14 protein-coding genes are annotated in these 17,361 nt (G+C 56.6%); 6 read left to right on the top strand and 8 right to left on the bottom strand.

Translation table 11 applies throughout. The features are described 5' to 3' along the window. Nucleotides 1-43 precede the first annotated feature (43 nt). A complete protein-coding gene (locus K5Y30_RS04205; RefSeq protein ID WP_222210559.1) occupies nucleotides 44-2,143 on the bottom strand; it encodes a TonB-dependent siderophore receptor in 2,100 nt (699 codons plus the stop codon). A 262-nt stretch (nucleotides 2,144-2,405) separates the two neighbouring features. Further along, entirely contained in the window at nucleotides 2,406-4,085 is a 1,680-nt protein-coding gene (treA, locus tag K5Y30_RS04200; RefSeq protein ID WP_222210558.1) for an alpha,alpha-trehalase TreA, read from the bottom strand. A 207-nt stretch (nucleotides 4,086-4,292) separates the two neighbouring features. Here treA and ghrA point away from each other — a divergent pair, with 207 nt between their 5' ends. From ghrA to K5Y30_RS04185, 3 genes are read left to right on the top strand one after another with little or no spacing between them, the layout of a single operon-like run. Then, nucleotides 4,293-5,231 (top strand): glyoxylate/hydroxypyruvate reductase GhrA, encoded by a 939-nt coding sequence (gene ghrA, locus K5Y30_RS04195; RefSeq protein WP_222210557.1) that lies wholly within the window; start codon nucleotides 4,293-4,295, stop codon nucleotides 5,229-5,231. A 24-nt stretch (nucleotides 5,232-5,255) separates the two neighbouring features. After that, entirely contained in the window at nucleotides 5,256-5,993 is a 738-nt protein-coding gene (locus K5Y30_RS04190) for a phosphatase (RefSeq protein ID WP_110865961.1), read from the top strand. A 27-nt stretch (nucleotides 5,994-6,020) separates the two neighbouring features. Then, nucleotides 6,021-6,581: a molecular chaperone gene (locus K5Y30_RS04185; protein ID WP_192234231.1), complete on the top strand. Its 561-nt coding sequence runs from the start codon at nucleotides 6,021-6,023 to the stop codon at nucleotides 6,579-6,581. A 3-nt stretch (nucleotides 6,582-6,584) separates the two neighbouring features. On the opposite strand, the gene K5Y30_RS04180 is transcribed toward K5Y30_RS04185, so the two are convergent. Then, complete coding sequence (locus K5Y30_RS04180; RefSeq protein WP_222210556.1) at nucleotides 6,585-7,946, bottom strand: CoA transferase; 1,362 nt, start codon at nucleotides 7,944-7,946, stop codon at nucleotides 6,585-6,587. 46 nt (nucleotides 7,947-7,992) lie between these two features. Continuing rightward, nucleotides 7,993-8,877, bottom strand: a complete 885-nt coding sequence (locus tag K5Y30_RS04175) for a DMT family transporter (RefSeq protein ID WP_101760776.1) — start codon at nucleotides 8,875-8,877, stop codon at nucleotides 7,993-7,995. A 190-nt stretch (nucleotides 8,878-9,067) separates the two neighbouring features. On the opposite strand from K5Y30_RS04175, the gene K5Y30_RS04170 reads away from it, so the two are divergent. Next, nucleotides 9,068-9,793, top strand: a complete 726-nt coding sequence (locus K5Y30_RS04170; RefSeq protein ID WP_222210555.1) for a glutamine amidotransferase — start codon at nucleotides 9,068-9,070, stop codon at nucleotides 9,791-9,793. Here K5Y30_RS04170 and K5Y30_RS04165 read toward each other — a convergent pair. Continuing rightward, nucleotides 9,781-10,344: a class I SAM-dependent methyltransferase gene (locus K5Y30_RS04165; RefSeq protein ID WP_110865965.1), complete on the bottom strand. Its 564-nt coding sequence runs from the start codon at nucleotides 10,342-10,344 to the stop codon at nucleotides 9,781-9,783. The genes K5Y30_RS04170 and K5Y30_RS04165 overlap by 13 nt on opposite strands. A gap of 238 nt (nucleotides 10,345-10,582) precedes the next feature. Between K5Y30_RS04165 and K5Y30_RS04160 the strand changes: the two genes are divergently transcribed. Beyond that, nucleotides 10,583-12,103, top strand: a complete 1,521-nt coding sequence (locus tag K5Y30_RS04160; protein WP_110865966.1) for an aldehyde dehydrogenase family protein — start codon at nucleotides 10,583-10,585, stop codon at nucleotides 12,101-12,103. A 57-nt stretch (nucleotides 12,104-12,160) separates the two neighbouring features. Here the strand turns inward: K5Y30_RS04160 and K5Y30_RS04155 are convergent, their stop codons facing one another. Then, nucleotides 12,161-13,279 (bottom strand): hypothetical protein, encoded by a 1,119-nt coding sequence (locus tag K5Y30_RS04155; RefSeq protein WP_222210554.1) that lies wholly within the window; start codon nucleotides 13,277-13,279, stop codon nucleotides 12,161-12,163. Nucleotides 13,280-13,648: 369 nt separating this feature from the next. Between K5Y30_RS04155 and K5Y30_RS04150 the strand changes: the two genes are divergently transcribed. Beyond that, nucleotides 13,649-13,861 (top strand): hypothetical protein, encoded by a 213-nt coding sequence (locus K5Y30_RS04150; protein ID WP_110865967.1) that lies wholly within the window; start codon nucleotides 13,649-13,651, stop codon nucleotides 13,859-13,861. A gap of 102 nt (nucleotides 13,862-13,963) precedes the next feature. On the opposite strand, the gene fumA is transcribed toward K5Y30_RS04150, so the two are convergent. Continuing rightward, entirely contained in the window at nucleotides 13,964-15,607 is a 1,644-nt protein-coding gene (gene fumA / locus K5Y30_RS04145; protein ID WP_222210553.1) for a class I fumarate hydratase FumA, read from the bottom strand. 164 nt (nucleotides 15,608-15,771) lie between these two features. Further along, on the bottom strand, nucleotides 15,772-17,286 hold the full coding sequence (locus K5Y30_RS04140) for an anion permease (RefSeq protein WP_222210552.1): 1,515 nt from the start codon (nucleotides 17,284-17,286) through the stop codon (nucleotides 15,772-15,774). Nucleotides 17,287-17,361: the final 75 nt, after the last annotated feature.

The following is a 17,361-nucleotide window of genomic DNA, read 5'->3' as shown; positions in this document are numbered from 1 at the left end:
ATCCGCCATCCCGCATAAGGATGGCGGATTTTTTTATGCCTGATTAAAAGTCGTAGCCCACCGTAGCCATGACCGTGCGCTCGGCACCGCGATAGCAGTAACCGGTGCCGTAACAGGCGGCCAGATACTTTTTATCGGTCAGGTTGTTGGCATTCACCTGCAGCCACGCGCCTTTCAGCTGTGAGTTCCATGCGCCCAGATCGGCGCGAACCGAGGCATCAAACAGCGTTACCGATGGCAGACGCGTAGTGTTCTCGTTATCCGCCCACTGTTTGCCGATATAGCGCACACCCGCACCGGCGCTCAAGCCGTAGTCAAACTGATAATGGCCCCACAACGACGCCATGCTGTTCGGCGTGACATACGGCGTATGGCCATCGTTACCGTCCACCGAATCTTTGAAGCGCAGATGATTCAGCGTGTAGCCGGCGATGGTGCTGAAACGTTGCGTCAGCTGATTACGCGCTTCGAGTTCAATGCCCTGCGAGTGCACTTTGCCCGACGGCGTGTAAGTGCCGTCCAGCACGTTACGGTTGGCGACATCGTCCTGGGTTAAATCGTACACCGCGATTGAGTACATATCGCGCGTGCCCAGCGGCTGATATTTCACGCCCGCTTCATACTGCTCTGACGTGGTCGGTTTTAGCTGATTGCCGAAAGGATCGGTTAACGAAGCCGGCGTTATTGCCTGGCTCCAGCTGACATAAGGCGAGATGCCGTTCTCGAAGGCATATAACAGCGCAGCGCGGCCGCTGATGTGATCGTCCTGACGACGGCTGGTGCCGTTTTCCGACACGATGCGATCGTAGCGTCCCGACAAATCCAGATGCCAGCGATCGAGCTGCAACTCATCCTGCAGATACAAACCGGTTTGATAGTAGCGGCGCGTCTGCGATGTCCAGTCGAAGTCCGGCATGGTGCCCACTTCTTCGCCGTTCCACGCATTCAGCGCGCTGGCGGCATCGCTGGCTTCGGTGATGTCGTTTTTATAGCGATGGTATTCCGCGCCCAGCGTCACGCGATGCTGAACCGCGCCGGTAGCGAAATCGGCCTGCAAGCGGTTGTCGTTGGCCCACGCGCTCAGCGATGAACGCTCACCGGAGTAGTAGCGGTTCAGCAGGTCTGGATTCGTTGCGTTCCAGCCAATCTGATAAACCTGATCGAGCTCGGTATTGGAGTGGCTGTAGCTGCCGGTGGAGTACACCGACCACACATCGTTGAAGCGGTGCGAGAAGTCATAGCTGTAAATCTGTTCGCGACGTTTGAACTGATCGAGCGCAGTGTCACCTTCATAGAAACTGTCACTCAATTTGCGGCCATTATGGCTGTAGAGCGTGCCTTCCGCCGGTACCGAGCCGTGATAGCCGCCGGACGGATCTTTCTGCAGGTAGGCGCGCAGCACTAAGTTGGTATCTTCACTTGGCTGCCACATCAGCTGTGGCGAAATCGCATATTTCTCTTCGCGGGTGTGATCGTATTGGGTATCGCTGTTGCGCGTAATGCCGGTTAAGCGAAATGCCCACTGATCGTTGATGGCGTTGGTGTAATCAAAGGCGGCGTTATTGGTGGCGTTGGTGCCGGTCGCCAGGCGGAAGTGGCCCTCTTCAGCAAACTGCGGGCGCTTGCTCACCATATTCACCAATCCGCCCGGCACCGTTTGGCCGTAGAGCGCCGAGGAGGGACCTTTAATCACATCGATGCGGTCGAGGAACCAGTTATCCACCTGCAGGATGTTGAAGCTGCCGCCGTCACTCATCACGCGCAGGCCATCGAGGAAGGTGTTATCGACATCGCCGCCGTGGAAACCACGCAGCGCGATGGTGTCATAACGCGTGGCCGCGCCGCCAAAGTTGGTGAAGACGCCCGGCGTGTAACCCAGCGCCTGATTGAGATCCTGCGCGCCCTGATCTTCCATCTGCTGACGCGTGACTACCGAGATCGACTGCGGGGTAGTAATCAGCGGCTGATCGCTTTTGCTGGCACCGCTGCTGCGCGTGGCGAGATAGCCCTGCGTCGGTGAGGTGGCGCTCTCTTGCGGTTGCGCTGTCACGACAATCGACTCTTCAGCGAAGCTTGCCGCGGGTAAAGCCAGCGCAAGCGCGCACAGTATGCGGCCACGTTTAAGGGTAAACAACGAGGTCATGAGAGGTTCCTGTTATTTTAATGGGAATAACTATCGATATCAGATTGAGAATTATTATCTTTTGTCGCGGATGTTTCAAGATGTGAGTTTGTTGCTAGAGGGATGTGAGGAAAATGCACAGATGACAGGCACGAGCCGTAGCGGCGCGATTTATCGCGCATGGCATTGGTTGCACCTTGTACAGGTTTGGATCGCGCAATAAATTGCGCCGCTACAGTAATGTGCGGTGGCCGGGCTTATTCGCCCGGCAGAATAGATGTGATTACTTCGCGCTAGTCAAAACCGGCATATTCGGGATATCGCTGGCGTTATTACAGGTTTTGTCTTTCGGGCAGTACTTATCCAGCAGCTTCAGCGTCACACCGTTGGTCCAGCCGAAGCCGTCCTGCAGCGGATATTCACCGCCGCCACCGCCGCCCAGCTGCGCGCCTTCAACCACGTATTTCTCTACCAGCTTATGTTCCTTGTCGTAGGTCGCCTGCACGTTCTGCAGGAAGCGCTGACCAATCTGCTGCGCCAGTTTCGGCTGCTTGTAATGCTCCAGACCTTCCACCGCCACCCATTGCAGCGGCGCCCAACCGTTTGGCGCATCCCATTGCTGGCCGTTATTCACCGTGGTGGTCACCAGTCCGCCGGGTTTCAGCAGCTGTTTTTCAACTGCGGAAGCGGTGCGTTCAGCTTGCTTATCGCTCGCGAGCTGCATATAGAGCGGGAACAGCGTCGCAGCGGTCAGCTGTGAATGCACCTGCTTCTTCTGGAAATCGTAATCGGCGTACCAGCCTTTTTTCTCATCCCAAAGGTAGCGATTGATCGCCGCCTGACGTTTCTCAGCATCCGCCGCGAACTGTTTGGCTTTGTCATCCTGCTTATCCAGTTTGGCGGCTTTGGACAGTGTCTGTTCGAGGTGGAAAATCAGGCTGTTAAGATCAACCGGTGCCAGCTGCGTGGTACGGATGGACGCCAGATTGTGCGCATCGGTGAACCAGCGCGAACTGAAATCCCAGCCCGAAGCCGCGCCCGCACGTAAGTCGCGATAAACCTGCTGTTTATTGCGTTCCGGCGCTTTATTCGCGGTGTTGACGTCATCCAGCCAGGATTCGGTACGCGGCGCATCGCGATCGTCCCAGTAACGGTTAAGCAGCGTGCCGTCGCTGAGTTTGATCACACGTTTGCTGGCCTGGCCGGCCGCCACTTTGTCGCTGTCCGCCATCCAGTAATCGTACTCTTTCTGCAGCTGCGGCAGGTATTGGCGATAGACGTCGTCGCCTTTGTGCGTTGCCAGCAGGTCAACCATCAAGCTGAAGAACGGCGGCTGCGAGCGGCTGAGATAGTAGCTGCGGTTACCGTTGGGAATATGGCCATATTTGTCCAGCTCGGTGGCGAAGTTATCCACCATATCCTGCACGCGATCCCAGTGACCGCTCTCCGCCAGGCCGAGCATGGTGAAGTAGCTGTCCCAGTAATACACTTCGCGGAAGCGTCCGCCAGGCACCACATAAGGTTTGGGCAGCGGCAGCAGCGAATCGTACTGACTGGCACTTTGCGCGGTACGCGTCAGCACCGGCCATAAACCGTTGATGTGCTCACGCAGGCTTTGCCCGGCGGGCGGCACATATTTGTCACCCTCTTTTGGCAGCGTGAAGTTGCTGTCGACAAAATGCTTGAGATCGAAGTTGCGCTGGTTTTTTTGCATCTGCCAGTCGGCCAGAATCGACGAGGGATTGGATTTCGGCACCGCATCGGCGAAGGTTTTCTGATCCGGATAAAATTTAGCCTGCTGTACCGCATTGAACAACGGTCCCAGGCGCACATCCGGTGGCTGCGGTTGGTTGCTGAGCATGCGGCTTTGATCGTCGGCATGTGCGGCGCTGGCACCGGCCAGCAACGCGGCGCTGAGTAAAAAGGTCAGACGCGCGGGCGTGAATACGGCATTTTTTATCATCGGTTTTTCTCCTTGTCCGAAAAGGTGGTGTGCTAACGCATTGACCACCCGAACAACTTTAGTCGCAATCGCGCCGCTTAGCCTCGCACAGCGGTGGAAATGTGAAGCGCCCGGAATTAATCACGTGAGAAATTGCCTCAAGGCTAAGGTTTTTGCTTGCCCTGTACGGCTATTTGCCTGAGGCTGAAGCAAAAAAAGGAGAGTCGTATGGAGATAATCTGGTATCACCCGTCGCTGGCGCCGCAAGGCTGGCTGGAGGGTTTGCGTCAGCGTTTGCCGGAGGCGCGCGTGCGTGACTGGCAGCCGGGCGATAACGCACCGGCCGATTATGCGGTGGTGCGTTCTCCGCCGGTCGAGATGCTGGCGGGGCGTCAGCTGAAAGGCGTTTTTGCCATGGGCGCGGGCGTCGACGAAATCCTCAAACAGCTGCGTGACAATCCACAGATGCTGGCCAACACCGTGCCGTTATTCCGCCTGGAAGATACCGGCATGGCGCGCCAGATGCAGGAGTACGCCAACTGGTGCGTGCTGGGCTGGTTCCGCCGTTTTGCCGACTATCGTCAACTGCAGCAGCAGGCTTGCTGGCAGGAGCTGGACGGTTTCGAACGCGAAAACTTCACCATTGGCGTGCTCGGCGCGGGCGTATTAGGCCGTAGCGTGCTGGAGAGTTTGCGTCAGTGGGGCTTTCCGTTACGCAGCTGGAGCCGTTCGCCGAAGCAGATCGACGGTGTGCAAAGCTTCCATGGCCGCGAACAGCTCAATGCTTTCCTGGCGGGCACGCAGGTGCTAATCGATCTGCTGCCGACCACGCCGGAAACCACCAACTTGATCGATAGCCAGCTGCTTAACGCATTGCCGCACGGCGCCTGCTTCCTTAACCTGGCGCGCGGTGCGCATGTGGTAGAAGCCGATCTGCTGGCGGCGCTCAACAGCGGTCAGCTGGCCGCCGCCGCGCTGGATGTGTTCCAGCGCGAGCCGCTGCCGCAGGATCATCCGTTGTGGTCTCATCCGCATGTCACAATCACGCCACATACTGCGGCGATTACCTTGCCAGGCGAGGCGATGGATTACATTGCGGATGCCATACTTGCTCTGGAGCAAGGTCAACAGCCGGGTGGTTTAGTCGATCGCCAGCGCGGTTATTAATTCCCATTGGGTCAGGAGATGAAGATGTATCCCGTTGATTTACATATGCACACCGTTGCCAGCACGCACGCTTACAGCACGCTACATGATTATGTGGCGCAGGCGAAACAGAACGGCCTGAAGCTGTTCGCGATTACCGATCACGGCCCGGATATGGCCGATGCGCCGCACTATTGGCATTTCGTCAACATGCGCATTTGGCCGCGCGTGATTGATGGCGTTGGCGTGCTGCGCGGTATTGAAGCCAACATCAAAAATCAGCAGGGCGAGATCGATTGCAGCGGCCCGATGCTGGATGCGCTGGATCTGATCGTCGCGGGCTTCCACGAACCGGTTTATGCGCCGCGTGACAAAGCACATCACACTGAAGCGATGATTGCGGCGATGGCGGGCGGTTTGGTGCATATCATTTCGCATCCGGGCAACCCGAAGTTTCCGGTGGATATTCGCGCGATTGCCGAAGCCGCCGCGCATTACGATGTGGCGCTGGAGATCAATAACTCCTCCTTTACCCATTCGCGTCCGGGCAGCGAACCGAACTGTCGCGCCATTGCCGAAGCGGTGCGCGATGCCGGTGGACGTCTGGCGTTTGGTTCCGATTCCCACACCGCGTTTACGCTGGGCAATTTCGAACACTGTCTGCGCATCACCAGCGAAGTGGATTTTCCGCAAGATCGCGTGTTAAATGTCACGCCGCGTCGCCTGCTCGACTTCCTCGAACAGCGCACCGGCAAACACATTGCTGAATTTGCTGATTTTTAACTTTTTTGCCTCAAGGAATTCTGTTGCATGAATGAGTTTTCCATTCTCTGCCGCGTCATCGGCTCGCTGTTTAATCGCCAGCCGCAGGATCCACTGCTGGTGCCGCTGTTCACTCTGCTGCGTGAAGGCAAACTGCAACAGCAGTGGCCGCTGGAGCAGGACGAATTGTTGACGCGCCTGCAGCAGAATAGCGATCCGCAGGCGCTGGCCGCCGACTACAATGCGCTGTTTGTCGGCAGCGAGTGCAGCGTGCCGCCGTACGCATCACAGTGGCCGAACGGTGTTGCTGAAGCAGACGTGCGTGCGTTTCTCAGCGCGCGCGGCATGCCGCTGAGCGAAGCGCCTGCCGATCACTTTGGCGTGCTGCTGCTGGCGGCATCGTGGCTGGAAGATCAGTCGGCAGAGGATGAATCTGCCGCGCAGCTGGCGCTGTTTGATGAGTATCTGCTGCCGTGGTGCGGCGCGTTCCTCGGCAAAGTGGAAGCGCATGCCACCACGGCATTTTACCGCACGCTGGCGGTGCTGAGCCGTGAGGCGATGCAGGCGATGTATGACGAACTGAACGAAGAGCAGGGCGACGAGGCGTAATCGTTACCAGCTTGCTGCGCTGCTGCCGAGTTTCACGCCTGGCGTCGCGCAGATTTTTGGCGTGCCGGGCAAATACGCTGCGGCACGCAATCTCTCCGCAATTCCCCACTGATTGATCTCTATCGCGCTCAGCGCGTCATCGTGCTGCGCGTGGATACCGTTTTGCGCATTCTGCGGCGCGTCACCGAACTGCTGCAACAGCCGCGCGGTGCGTGCCAGCGATAAGCGCGCCTGCCAGCCAACGCCGTTGGTCAAGCGCTGACGCAAACCTTCCAGCACCGCGGCGGCCATCAGATAACCGGTGGCGTGATCGAGCGCCTGCACCGGCAGCGGCGTCGGTTGATTATTGCCGCTCCAGCGCATGCCTTGTTCGGCGATGCCGCAGCCCATCTGTACCAGACTGTCGAAGCCGCGCCGGTTGCGCCATGGCCCGCTCCAGCCCCACGCATTCAGACTGACATCCACTAAGCCCGGCGCGAGTTGGCGGCGCGTATCGGCATCCAGCCCGAGTTTTTCCAGCGCATCAGCACGATAACCGTGTACCAGCACATCGCTGTGCTGCAACAGCTGGCGCAGTTGCTCGCGCCCGGCGCGGGATTTGATATCAAGCCGCGCACAGCGTTTGCCGCAGGTGATCTCCTCTTCCAGCGTGGGTTCGTGCCAGTCGGGCGGATCGATGCGCAGCACCTGCGCGCCGAGGCTGGCGAGAAAACGCGTCGCCACCGGTCCAGCAATGATGCGTGTGAGATCCAGTACACGCACGCCGAGCAGCGGCCGCGCGGGCGACAGTGACCAGGCGGGCGGCGGGGCGGCGTCGGTGGCCTGTTGGGCAATCAGCGCTTCCTGCTGCACGGCGCTGCCTTGCGGATGCTGCAGCCATTGCGCTTCGCTGCGCATCTGCGCGGCGCAGCCGCCGGCATCAATCACCGCCTGTTCCAGCGTGGCGGCGGGCCAGCGGGCCACCGCATCGGCCAGCGCGGCACGATCGGCATGCTGGCCGAGCACGCGCTCCATCGCCGCACGATGATGAGCCGCGTTGGTGTGCAGGCGGATCCAGCCGTCGGCGCTGGCGTAATCACCGGCGAATTCATCCCACAGCGCAGCAGGCGGTCGATTGAGCGGGATCAGGCTGTGCTGAAACCAACGCGAGGCGAGACGGACATTAACACTGACCGGCGCGGATTGGCCGAGCAGATCGCTTAGCGCCTGGCTGGCGAGGCCGATGCTGGTGGCCGCCAATTCGCTGACGGCAAAGGCAGAGGAAAAAGTGTCGGGCTGGAGAAAAGTCGGCGAGGGAAGCGGGTCCGCGCCTCGCAATCCCTGCCACATTTGCTGCCACAGTGCGGCAGCACGTTGAGAATCCATGTTGAGTCTCCGGAAAACGCGCGAGACTCAAGCATAGCAGAGCGGATTAACGGCGGCGTAAGCGCGGAAAACGCGCATGCATCCGCAGGTTACGCAGGTTGATCACCGCAATCGCGGTGCCCAGCACCACCAGTGACGCACCGAGGATCTTAAAGCTGTTCATGCTGTCACCCAAGACGAAAACGCCCATCAACACCGCCAGCACCGGCGTCAGCAGCGAATAGGGCATGATCAGGTTGACGTTGTACTTCTTCAGCAGCGCATACCACAGCGTATAGGCGACAATCGACGAGGCGAGCGCGCTATACAGAATGCCAAACCAGCCGCGCCAGCCGGCGTGGCTCAGCGCGTAAAACTGATGGGATTCGGTCAGCCACGAAGCAGCACCGACAATCGGCACCGCAAGGAAGGAGATCCAGCCGGTGAGCGTCAGCGGTTGTATCGGCGGCGATTTTTTTACAATCATATTGCTGATCGCCCAGCCAAACGCGCTGCACAACAGAATACACAGCACCCACCAGGCCGGAATGGTCGGGCTGCCCGACAGCACCGCCACGCCGCTCAGCGAAATGGCGATACCAAACAGCTGCACCAGCCGCAATTTCTCCTTGAGAATCACCATCGCCAGCAGCATGGCAATCGGCGTACCGAGCTGAACCACGATGGCGCCGGTGCCGGCATCGGTGTAGCGCATGCCGACAAACAGCAGCGAGAAGTGCATAAAACCGAAGGTGAACGCCAGCGTCAGCAGCCACGGCAGTTGCGCGCGCGTAATGCGGCAGAATGGCACCAGCACAATCGCTACCACCACAAAGCGCATCCAGGTGAGAAACAGCGGCGGAAGTTCCAGTAATCCCCACTTCACCGCCACGTTGTTGAAAGCCCAAATGGAAACCACCATCAGAACCATTAAAAAATGCCGCACTGCCACGAGGTCTTCCTTCACGCTGTACAAAGATGATCACCGGCTAATGATGGCATGAAGGCGCGGACTTCGGGCATGTCGGGCAACATTTTTTTCGCATAAGCATTAGCTTATGCAGGAAAAAAATAAGACATGTCGCTGATTTACTGTCAAAGTGGATGTCCGAAAGGCGACCATAACGAGGACCGTATTCGGCATGACACACACCCGCGCTTTACCTCTTGCTCTGATTCAACTCGAAGTCCCGCCGCCGCAGGTTGTGGCGCAAATTGGTGAACAACCCCGCTGGTTTATCGACGCGCTGCAACTGCAGCCCGATGACTATGTGATTGTGCGTCCGCATCTGGGCGATGATTTACCGGCCTTTGACCGCGTCAGTGGCGCGATCCTCAGCGGTTCCTGGGCGATGGTCACCGATCACGCTGACTGGAGCGAACGCACCGCCGCCTGGATTCGTGGCGCGCTGGAGGCGGAGCTGCCGCTGCTGGGCGTCTGTTACGGGCATCAACTGATGGCGTATGCGCTGGGTGGCAAAGTGGGTGATAACCCGCACGGCTGGGAGCGTGGACTGAAACCGCTGACGCGCAAGGCGCAGGCGCACAACGATCCCTGGCTGGCCGATCTACCGGGCGAGTTTCAGGCGTGGTTGTCACATCGGCAATCGGTGTTAACGCCGCCCCAGCATGCGCAGGTGCTGGCGAGCTCGGCGCAGGATGGTTGTCAGATTTTGCGTTATTCGCCGCAGGCGCTGTCGGTGCAGTTCCATCCGGAATTTACCCGCGAGATTATGACCGCCTGTTTACCGGCGGGCGTCAGTGACGATGGCACGGTTCTTTCAGGCGAAGATTGGTCGCGCGAACTGTTGCGCAGCTTCTGGCTACAAACGCGGCCGCAGCCGCGCGCGCAGGCTCAGGGCGCGTAGTTGCGCGTGCAGCGATAAACCCACGCGGGTGGCATATTTTTCAGCACCCGCTGGCGTTCCCAGGTGAAGTAGCGTGACAAATTTGGCTGGGTGAACGAGGTGTATTGAAACTGCACGAATACGCCGCGTGGACCCAGCGCATCATGCACCGCACTGAGGATGTTGTCGCGCGTGGCGGGCGGTAATGACAGCAGCGGCAGGCCAGAGAAAATCACATCATATTCCCCGGCGAGATATTCCGCCGAACAGGCGCGTACCTGCATGCGCGCATCAGGCAATCCACGCAGGCTTTTCACCAGTTCCGGGCTGATTTCAAACACATCAAGCTGTGCTTGCGGTGACATACGCGCCAGCACGTGGCGTGTGAGCACGCCATCACCGGCGCCCAGTTCGGCGATACGCAGGCTATTATCCCAGTTCACCGCATCGCACATGGTGCGGCACAGCGCGGCGGAAGAGGGCGTGATGCTGCCCATTTTGCGCGGGTTGCGGATAAATTGCTGAACAAAGTTCGCTTTGGCGCGCATTAACGTCAGGGCTGAAGCCAACATCTGTTTCTCCTGGTTAGTATCCTGCTTCATATTGACCACATATTTCGCCCATGTTCCGCTTTTTGCGGCATAAGCGGGAAAACTCGGAATTATCTGTAGCGGCCTACGCACGCCACATTTCCCTCGGTGCGGTCACAGTTTCCCCTTTTACGATCTGACAGGCTGGCGTGGATCGCCCAATGTTAATAACAGGTTTCATAGTTGTTAATCGCCACTCTGTCCCGCAAGGAGAAACACCATGCGTTACGCTGCTCCGGGAGAACAAGGTTCTCTCATTACTCTGCAATCGCGTTATGGCAACTTTATCAACGGCGAATTTGTTGCGCCGGTGAACGGTAACTACTTCGTCAACACTTCACCGATCAATGCTTCTACCATTGGCGAATTTCCCCGTTCGGACCGCGCCGATATCGATAACGCCGTGGCTGCCGCCCAGGCCGCTGCCGATGCGTGGGGCAAAACCTCGCCGCAGGCACGCTCGCTGGTGCTGCTGAAAATTGCCGATCGGCTGGAAGAGAATCTGGAATATATCGCGGTCAACGAAACCTGGGATAACGGTAAGCCGGTGCGTGAAACGCTGGCGGCGGATCTGCCGCTGGCGGTCGATCACTTCCGCTATTTCGCTGGCTGCGTGCGTGCGCAGGAAGGCACCGCCGCTGAAATCGATGAGTTCACCGCCGCCTATCACTTCCACGAACCGCTGGGCGTGGTCGGGCAAATCATTCCGTGGAACTTCCCGCTGCTGATGGCGGCATGGAAACTGGCGCCGGCGCTTGGCGCAGGTAACTGTGTGGTGTTGAAACCGGCCGAGCAAACGCCGCTGTCGATTACGCTGTTTATGGACGTGATCAAAGATCTGCTGCCGCCGGGTGTGATCAACGTGGTACACGGCTACGGCAAAGAGGCAGGCGAAGCGCTGGCATCCCATCCGGGCATCGCCAAAATCGCCTTCACCGGATCCACTGCCACCGGCGGCCATATTCTGGAGCTAGCGGCGAAAAGCCTGATCCCGTCCACCGTTGAACTGGGCGGCAAGTCGCCGAACATCTTCTTCGAAGACATCATGGATGCTGAAGAGAGTTTCATTGAGAAAGCGGCAGAAGGCGTGGTGCTGGGCTTCCTTAATCAGGGTGAAGTTTGTACCTGTCCGTCGCGCGCGCTAGTGCAGGAATCGATCTTTGAGCCGTTTATGGCGGCGGTGATGAAGCGCATCAAAACCATTAAACGTGGCGATCCGCTGGATACCGAAACCATGATTGGCGCGCAGGCGTCGCAGCAGCAGTTCGACAAAATCCTCTCTTATCTGGAAATTGCGCAGCAAGAGGGCGCGCAGGTGCTGCACGGCGGCGGCGTAGAGAAAGTGGGCGAAGAGTTTGCCAGCGGCTACTACATTCAGCCGACGCTGTTGAAAGGCGATAACAGCATGCGCGTGTTCCAGGAGGAGATATTTGGCCCGGTGGTTGGTGTGCTGACCTTCAAAGATGAAGCGGAAGCGCTGGCAATCGCCAATGATTCGATTTACGGACTTGGCGCAGGCGTCTGGACGCGAGATATCAACCGTGCCTATCGCATGGGCCGCGCCATCAAAGCCGGTCGCGTGTGGACCAACTGTTATCACCTCTATCCGGCGCACGCGGCGTTTGGCGGCTATAAGAAATCGGGGATTGGCCGTGAAACTCACAAAATGATGCTCGACCATTATCAGCAAACTAAAAACCTGCTGGTGAGCTACAGCACGCAACCGCTCGGTTTCTTCTGATGATAAAAGGCAGCGGTATTATCCGCTGCCTTTCTATCTTGCATCGCCGTAAATGGCTTAGGCGAAATGCTCTTCCAGCTCAGGTGTGAACGCTGAAGAAATGCCAGTAATGCCATTCTGGCTCTGCACCGACAGATCCTGCTGCGTTAGCGAGAATGGCTGCGAGTAAGTCTGTGGAGCGATGTCGCTATCACTCAACAGCAACGTTTCGCTTTGGCTCAGCAACTCAGCGATGTTGATATTTGCTGGCAATGCCTCCGAACTTTGTACTGAGAAGTACATTGGATTCGATGTCACTTCCGGTTCAGAACCAAAAGTCACCGCGTGAGCGCCCAGGTCTAATTCCGGCAGAGTGAACGACCATGAACCATCCAGTTCTGATACGGTTGAACCCAGCAGCACACCGTAATCCCACGCATAAATGATCGCTTCTGGTGCCGCCGTACCAACAAAGCGTGGTGTGGTATCCGTGATCTGGTCACCGCTCATAAACGCATCGTCATAACCGAGATGGTCTTCGTAACCCTGATCAATTGTCACCGGATTGGCTTTGGTCGAGTCGATGGAGAAGGTGAAAGGCCGGGTGCTTTCTTCTGCAGATGAGCCAAAGGTTAATGCATGTTGGCCATCATCAAGCTGTGTTTCCAGAGACCATTTACCATCGCTGTCTGAAACGGTAGAGGCCACCAGCTTGCCAGCATCCCAGGCATAAATGATTGCTTCTGGCGCTGCAGTTCCGATGAAACGCGGCGTGTTATCGACAATCTCACTTCCGCCCAAAATGGCAACGTCATATCCGAGGTCATCGGTGTAGCCCTGCGAAACGACAACCGGGATGGCGGCTCCTGAATTTACAATGAAATCCAGCGGTGAGCTTGCTGCGGATGAGTCCAGACCAAAAGTTAAGGAGTGCTGGCCATCAGCAAGCTGTGCCGAAAGCGACCATGAACCATCGGCTGCTGCGCGCGTTGAACCGACAACCACACCGTTATCCCATGCATAAACCACAGAATAGGGATGTGCAGAACCGATAAAACGCGGCGAACTATCAACAATTTCGCTGCCAGACATGAATGCAACATCGTAACCAAGATTATCGGTATAGGCTTGTTCAATGTATACCGGCAATGTGCCTTCGCTATTACCTGGAGGACCAATTTTAAACATTTTGAACATGTTATCTCCTTGTTTATCCATCGTCACTTCACGCCATGTGAAGTGTTGGGACAGTTTGCAGAACATTACATCGCAGTAAACATGAGAATGGTCTGCAAAACCCCTTAACGAAATTCAGTCTAACTATATGAATAATATTTAATTTTAATCAATTATGGGTTTGAGTGTGGTTAATGCGCTGCTTTAGGAAACATTAGACTTAATGATGTGGTTATGAAGCGCAATTTTCATCTCAACGTCATGTTGCTATGAGATGTTGCCTGCAACCCTGGTGCGATATTTCTGATAAAAAGCCATCTTTAAGCCAGGTCTTGTGTGTTTAAAGGGTGCGATTGGGCAGATTAGCCTACCTATTTTCAAGGAGATCCCATGAACACGTTGTATAACTACCTGGAACAGCATGATGAGATGCTGGACGGTGTGGAGCAAAATATTATTACCGTTAACCTGCCTGGACGTCAGGCAGTGTATGTGATTGGCCAGAACGATGCCGATCTGCTGCTGGAAGTGAAAGCGCGCGAAATCGCCACGGCGCAGCGCATGGAAACATTGCGTCAACTGGAGAGCCAATTCCGTTTTTAACTTTTCTGCTTTGCCTCATTCGATGATCAATTCGTCAGAAATATCGCAATAAAAAAAGCCGCTATCACGAGATAACGGCTTTTTTGTGGTGCGATGCGCAGATTACTTCACGCAGGCGGCACAGTTATTGTGAATCTGCTGGAAGAAGTCGTTTCCTTTGTCATCCACCAGAATGAATGCCGGGAAGTTTTCCACTTCAATCTTCCAAATCGCTTCCATACCGAGTTCGGCATACTCCACGCATTCCAGACTCTTAATACTCTGCTGCGCCAGCACCGCTGCCGGGCCGCCGATGCTTCCCAGATAGAAGCCGCCGTGTTTTTGACACGCATCGGTAACCTGCTTGCTGCGGTTGCCTTTCGCCAGCATCACCATGCTGCCGCCGTTGGCCTGCAGCAGATCAACGTAGGAATCCATACGACCTGCAGTCGTTGGGCCGAGTGAACCGGAGGCATAACCTTCTGGCGTCTTCGCTGGACCCGCGTAATAGACCGGATGATCTTTGATGTACTGCGGCAGGCCTTCACCGTTATCGATGCGTTCTTTCAGCTTAGCGTGCGCAATGTCGCGCGCCACGATGATGGTACCGTTAAGCGACAAGCGGGTGGAGACTGGATAAGCCGACAGCAGCGCCAGAATCTCGCTCATCGGCTGGTTCAGATCGACATGCACCACTTCACCTTCGCCCTGCTGACGCAGTTCTTCCGGAATATAGCGGCCTGGATTGTCTTCCATCTTCTCAATCCAGATACCTTCGCGGTTGATTTTGGCTTTGATATTACGGTCAGCAGAGCAGGAGACGCCCATACCCACCGGGCAGGATGCGCCGTGACGCGGCAGACGTACCACGCGGATATCATGCGCAAAGTATTTACCACCAAACTGCGCGCCGAGGCCCAGCTCCTGCGAGGCTTTTAGCAGCTCTTCTTCCAGCTGAATGTCGCGGAACGCCTGACCATGCTCGTTGCCTACGGTCGGCAGCGAATCGTAATAATGGGTAGAGGCCAGCTTGACGGTTTTCAGCGTACTCTCCGCTGAAGTCCCACCAATCACGAATGCGATGTGGTACGGCGGACAGGCCGCGGTGCCCAGCGACATCATTTTATCGATCAGGTAGTTCTTCAATTTGGCTGGGGTAATCAGCGCTTTGGTTTCCTGATACAGATAGGTTTTATTGGCGGAACCACCACCTTTAGCAATGCACAGGAATTTATATTCGTCGCCATCAACGCTGTAGAGGTCGATTTGCGCCGGCAGGTTGGTGCCGGTATTCACTTCTTTATACATATCCAGCGCGGCGTTCTGTGAATAGCGCAGGTTATCTTCAATAAAGGTGTTGTAGACGCCTTGCGACAGCGCGGCTTCATCGCCGCCACCGGTCCAGACGCGCTGGCCTTTTTTGCCCATGATGATGGCGGTGCCGGTATCCTGACAGGTTGGCAGCACGCCTTTGGCGGCAATTTCAGAGTTACGCAGGAACTGCAGGGCAACGTATTTGTCGTTCTTGCTGGCTTCATCGTCGGCAAGAATGGATGCGACCTGCGCCTGATGCGAGGCGCGCAGCATGAAGGAAGCATCGTGGAATGCCTGCTTCGCCAGCAGCGTCAGCGCTTTGGGATCGACTTTCAGCACTTCTTCGCCATCGAAGTTGGCCACCGAGACGTAATCGCGGCTCAGCAGATAGTATTCGGTATCATCTTTGGCGAGAGGAAAGGGATCCTGATAATAGAAGGGTTTGTTCGACATGTTGGCTCACTTAGCTTCGTGTGGCCCGCCAGCATGACGGGCGACAAATTAGGCAGTTTGTTATTCGATTTTCTCTCGCCAGCCCTCCGCAGGGGCTGACTGGCGAGTATCATAACATTTTCACGGTAATGCGCGGCTCCGTTTTTAACATCGAAGCAACATCATCAGAACATCATCACCATCCATGGATAGGCGACAACCATCAGAAGAACCAGGAACAGCGCGCCGAAGATGGTGCCCAGGCGCCAGTAATCTTTAGTTGGCAGATAGCCGCTACCGTAATAAATCGGGCTTGGGCCGGTGCCGTACGGGGTGATAATGCCCATCACACCCAGAGAAACACACATCATCAGGCAGAACACCGGCATGTTGATGCCCGGAATGGATGCGGCGATGGTCAGCATCGCGGGCAGCAGCGCGGTGGTGTGCGCGGTGGTACTGGCGAACAGGTAGTGCAGCAGGTAGAAGGCGACCAGAAGGACGACGGCAGAAACCTGCGGGTCATAGCCTTGCAACAGCATTGCGCCTTCTTTACCCAGCCACGCGATGAAGCCAACGCGCGCTAAACCATCCGCCAGCGCGACCAGCGTGGCGAACCAGGCGAAGGTGTTCCAGGCGGCTTTATTGCTGGTGATGTCATTCCAGTTGAGTACGCCGGTCCACAGCATCAGCACGATGACTAACAGTGCGGCCATTGCGGGCTCAATCCAGGCGGTGGCGAAGATCCACATCATCAGTGCCGCCACCACGAAGCCCAGCAGCAGGATTTCGTTACGTTTCAGTTTACCGAGTTTTGCCAGCTCAGCGGTGGCCCAGCGCGGCACTTCGTCATTCACTTTTACTTCTGGCGGATAGAGCCAGTAAGCCAGCAGCGGCATGGTGAGAATCAGCAGCACGCCGAGTGGCAGGAAGGCGAGGAACCACATACCCCACGAGATTTCAAATCCTACTACGCTTTTCACCAGCGCCAGCGCCAGCAGGTTCGGTGCCAGAGCAGAGAGGAACATTGAACTGGTGATACATGCGGCGGTGATCGCTACCCACATCAGGTAAGAACCAATCTTACGTGCGCTGGGGTCGTTGGGTTTTGAACCATAGAGCGGCGGCAGGTTAGCAATGATTGGATAGATGGTACCGCCGCTGCGCGCGGTGTTGGATGGCGTAAACGGTGCCAGCAACAGGTCAGCGAAGGTAATGGCGTAACCCAGCGTCAGGCTGCGACGGCCCAGATATTTCACCAGAATCAGCGCCAGGCGGCGACCAAACTGGGTTTTATCGTAGCCAGCGGCGAACATAAAGGCACCGAAGATCAGCCAGACCGTGGAGTTGCCGAAGCCACTCACTGCCCATTTGAACGACTGCGCCGCGGTTTTGAACTTGGGATCCGCCAGTTCTGCCGGGCTAAACAGCACCCATTGACTGAACAGCGCAATCACCACCACGCCGGTTAAGCCGATCACAGCGCCCGGCAGCGGTTCGAAAATCAGTCCCACGATAACCCCGACAAAAATGGCGAAGAAGTGCCAGGCGTAAGGTTCCAATCCCGCAGGAGTCGGTACCAGCAGCAACAGCACAGCCACAATAATTGGCAGGCACAACATTATCAGGCGGTTCTTTTTCTTCCCCGGTGCCGCGGGAGGCGCGGTAAGGGATTCACTCTGGGTTGTTTGTGTGTTCATAGTTTTGTCTGCAAGTTATGGAGAATGCGTATATACGCCCCGAACCAAACTGGTTTTTTTAGTTACAAAACCCTT

This window comes from Pantoea sp. DY-5 (genome assembly GCF_019795955.1).
Taxonomy (GTDB): Bacteria; Pseudomonadota; Gammaproteobacteria; order Enterobacterales; family Enterobacteriaceae; genus Pantoea; species Pantoea leporis.
The sequence above is the reverse complement of the archived record's forward strand: the minus strand, read 5'-3'. Positions and strand labels throughout refer to the sequence as shown.

Excerpts from the sequence above, each read along its gene's own strand:
- K5Y30_RS04205 (WP_222210559.1), bottom strand. The coding sequence starts at position 2,143 with ATGACCTCGTTGTTTACCCTTAAACGTGGCCGCATACTGTGCGCGCTT.
- treA (WP_222210558.1), bottom strand. The coding sequence starts at position 4,085 with ATGATAAAAAATGCCGTATTCACGCCCGCGCGTCTGACCTTTTTACTC.
- ghrA (WP_222210557.1), top strand. The coding sequence starts at position 4,293 with ATGGAGATAATCTGGTATCACCCGTCGCTGGCGCCGCAAGGCTGGCTG.
- K5Y30_RS04190 (WP_110865961.1), top strand. The coding sequence starts at position 5,256 with ATGTATCCCGTTGATTTACATATGCACACCGTTGCCAGCACGCACGCT.
- K5Y30_RS04185 (WP_192234231.1), top strand. The coding sequence starts at position 6,021 with ATGAATGAGTTTTCCATTCTCTGCCGCGTCATCGGCTCGCTGTTTAAT.
- K5Y30_RS04180 (WP_222210556.1), bottom strand. The coding sequence starts at position 7,946 with ATGGATTCTCAACGTGCTGCCGCACTGTGGCAGCAAATGTGGCAGGGA.
- K5Y30_RS04170 (WP_222210555.1), top strand. The coding sequence starts at position 9,068 with ATGACACACACCCGCGCTTTACCTCTTGCTCTGATTCAACTCGAAGTC.
- K5Y30_RS04165 (WP_110865965.1), bottom strand. The coding sequence starts at position 10,344 with ATGTTGGCTTCAGCCCTGACGTTAATGCGCGCCAAAGCGAACTTTGTT.
- K5Y30_RS04160 (WP_110865966.1), top strand. The coding sequence starts at position 10,583 with ATGCGTTACGCTGCTCCGGGAGAACAAGGTTCTCTCATTACTCTGCAA.
- K5Y30_RS04155 (WP_222210554.1), bottom strand. The coding sequence starts at position 13,279 with ATGTTCAAAATGTTTAAAATTGGTCCTCCAGGTAATAGCGAAGGCACA.
- K5Y30_RS04150 (WP_110865967.1), top strand. The coding sequence starts at position 13,649 with ATGAACACGTTGTATAACTACCTGGAACAGCATGATGAGATGCTGGAC.
- fumA (WP_222210553.1), bottom strand. The coding sequence starts at position 15,607 with ATGTCGAACAAACCCTTCTATTATCAGGATCCCTTTCCTCTCGCCAAA.
- K5Y30_RS04140 (WP_222210552.1), bottom strand. The coding sequence starts at position 17,286 with ATGAACACACAAACAACCCAGAGTGAATCCCTTACCGCGCCTCCCGCG.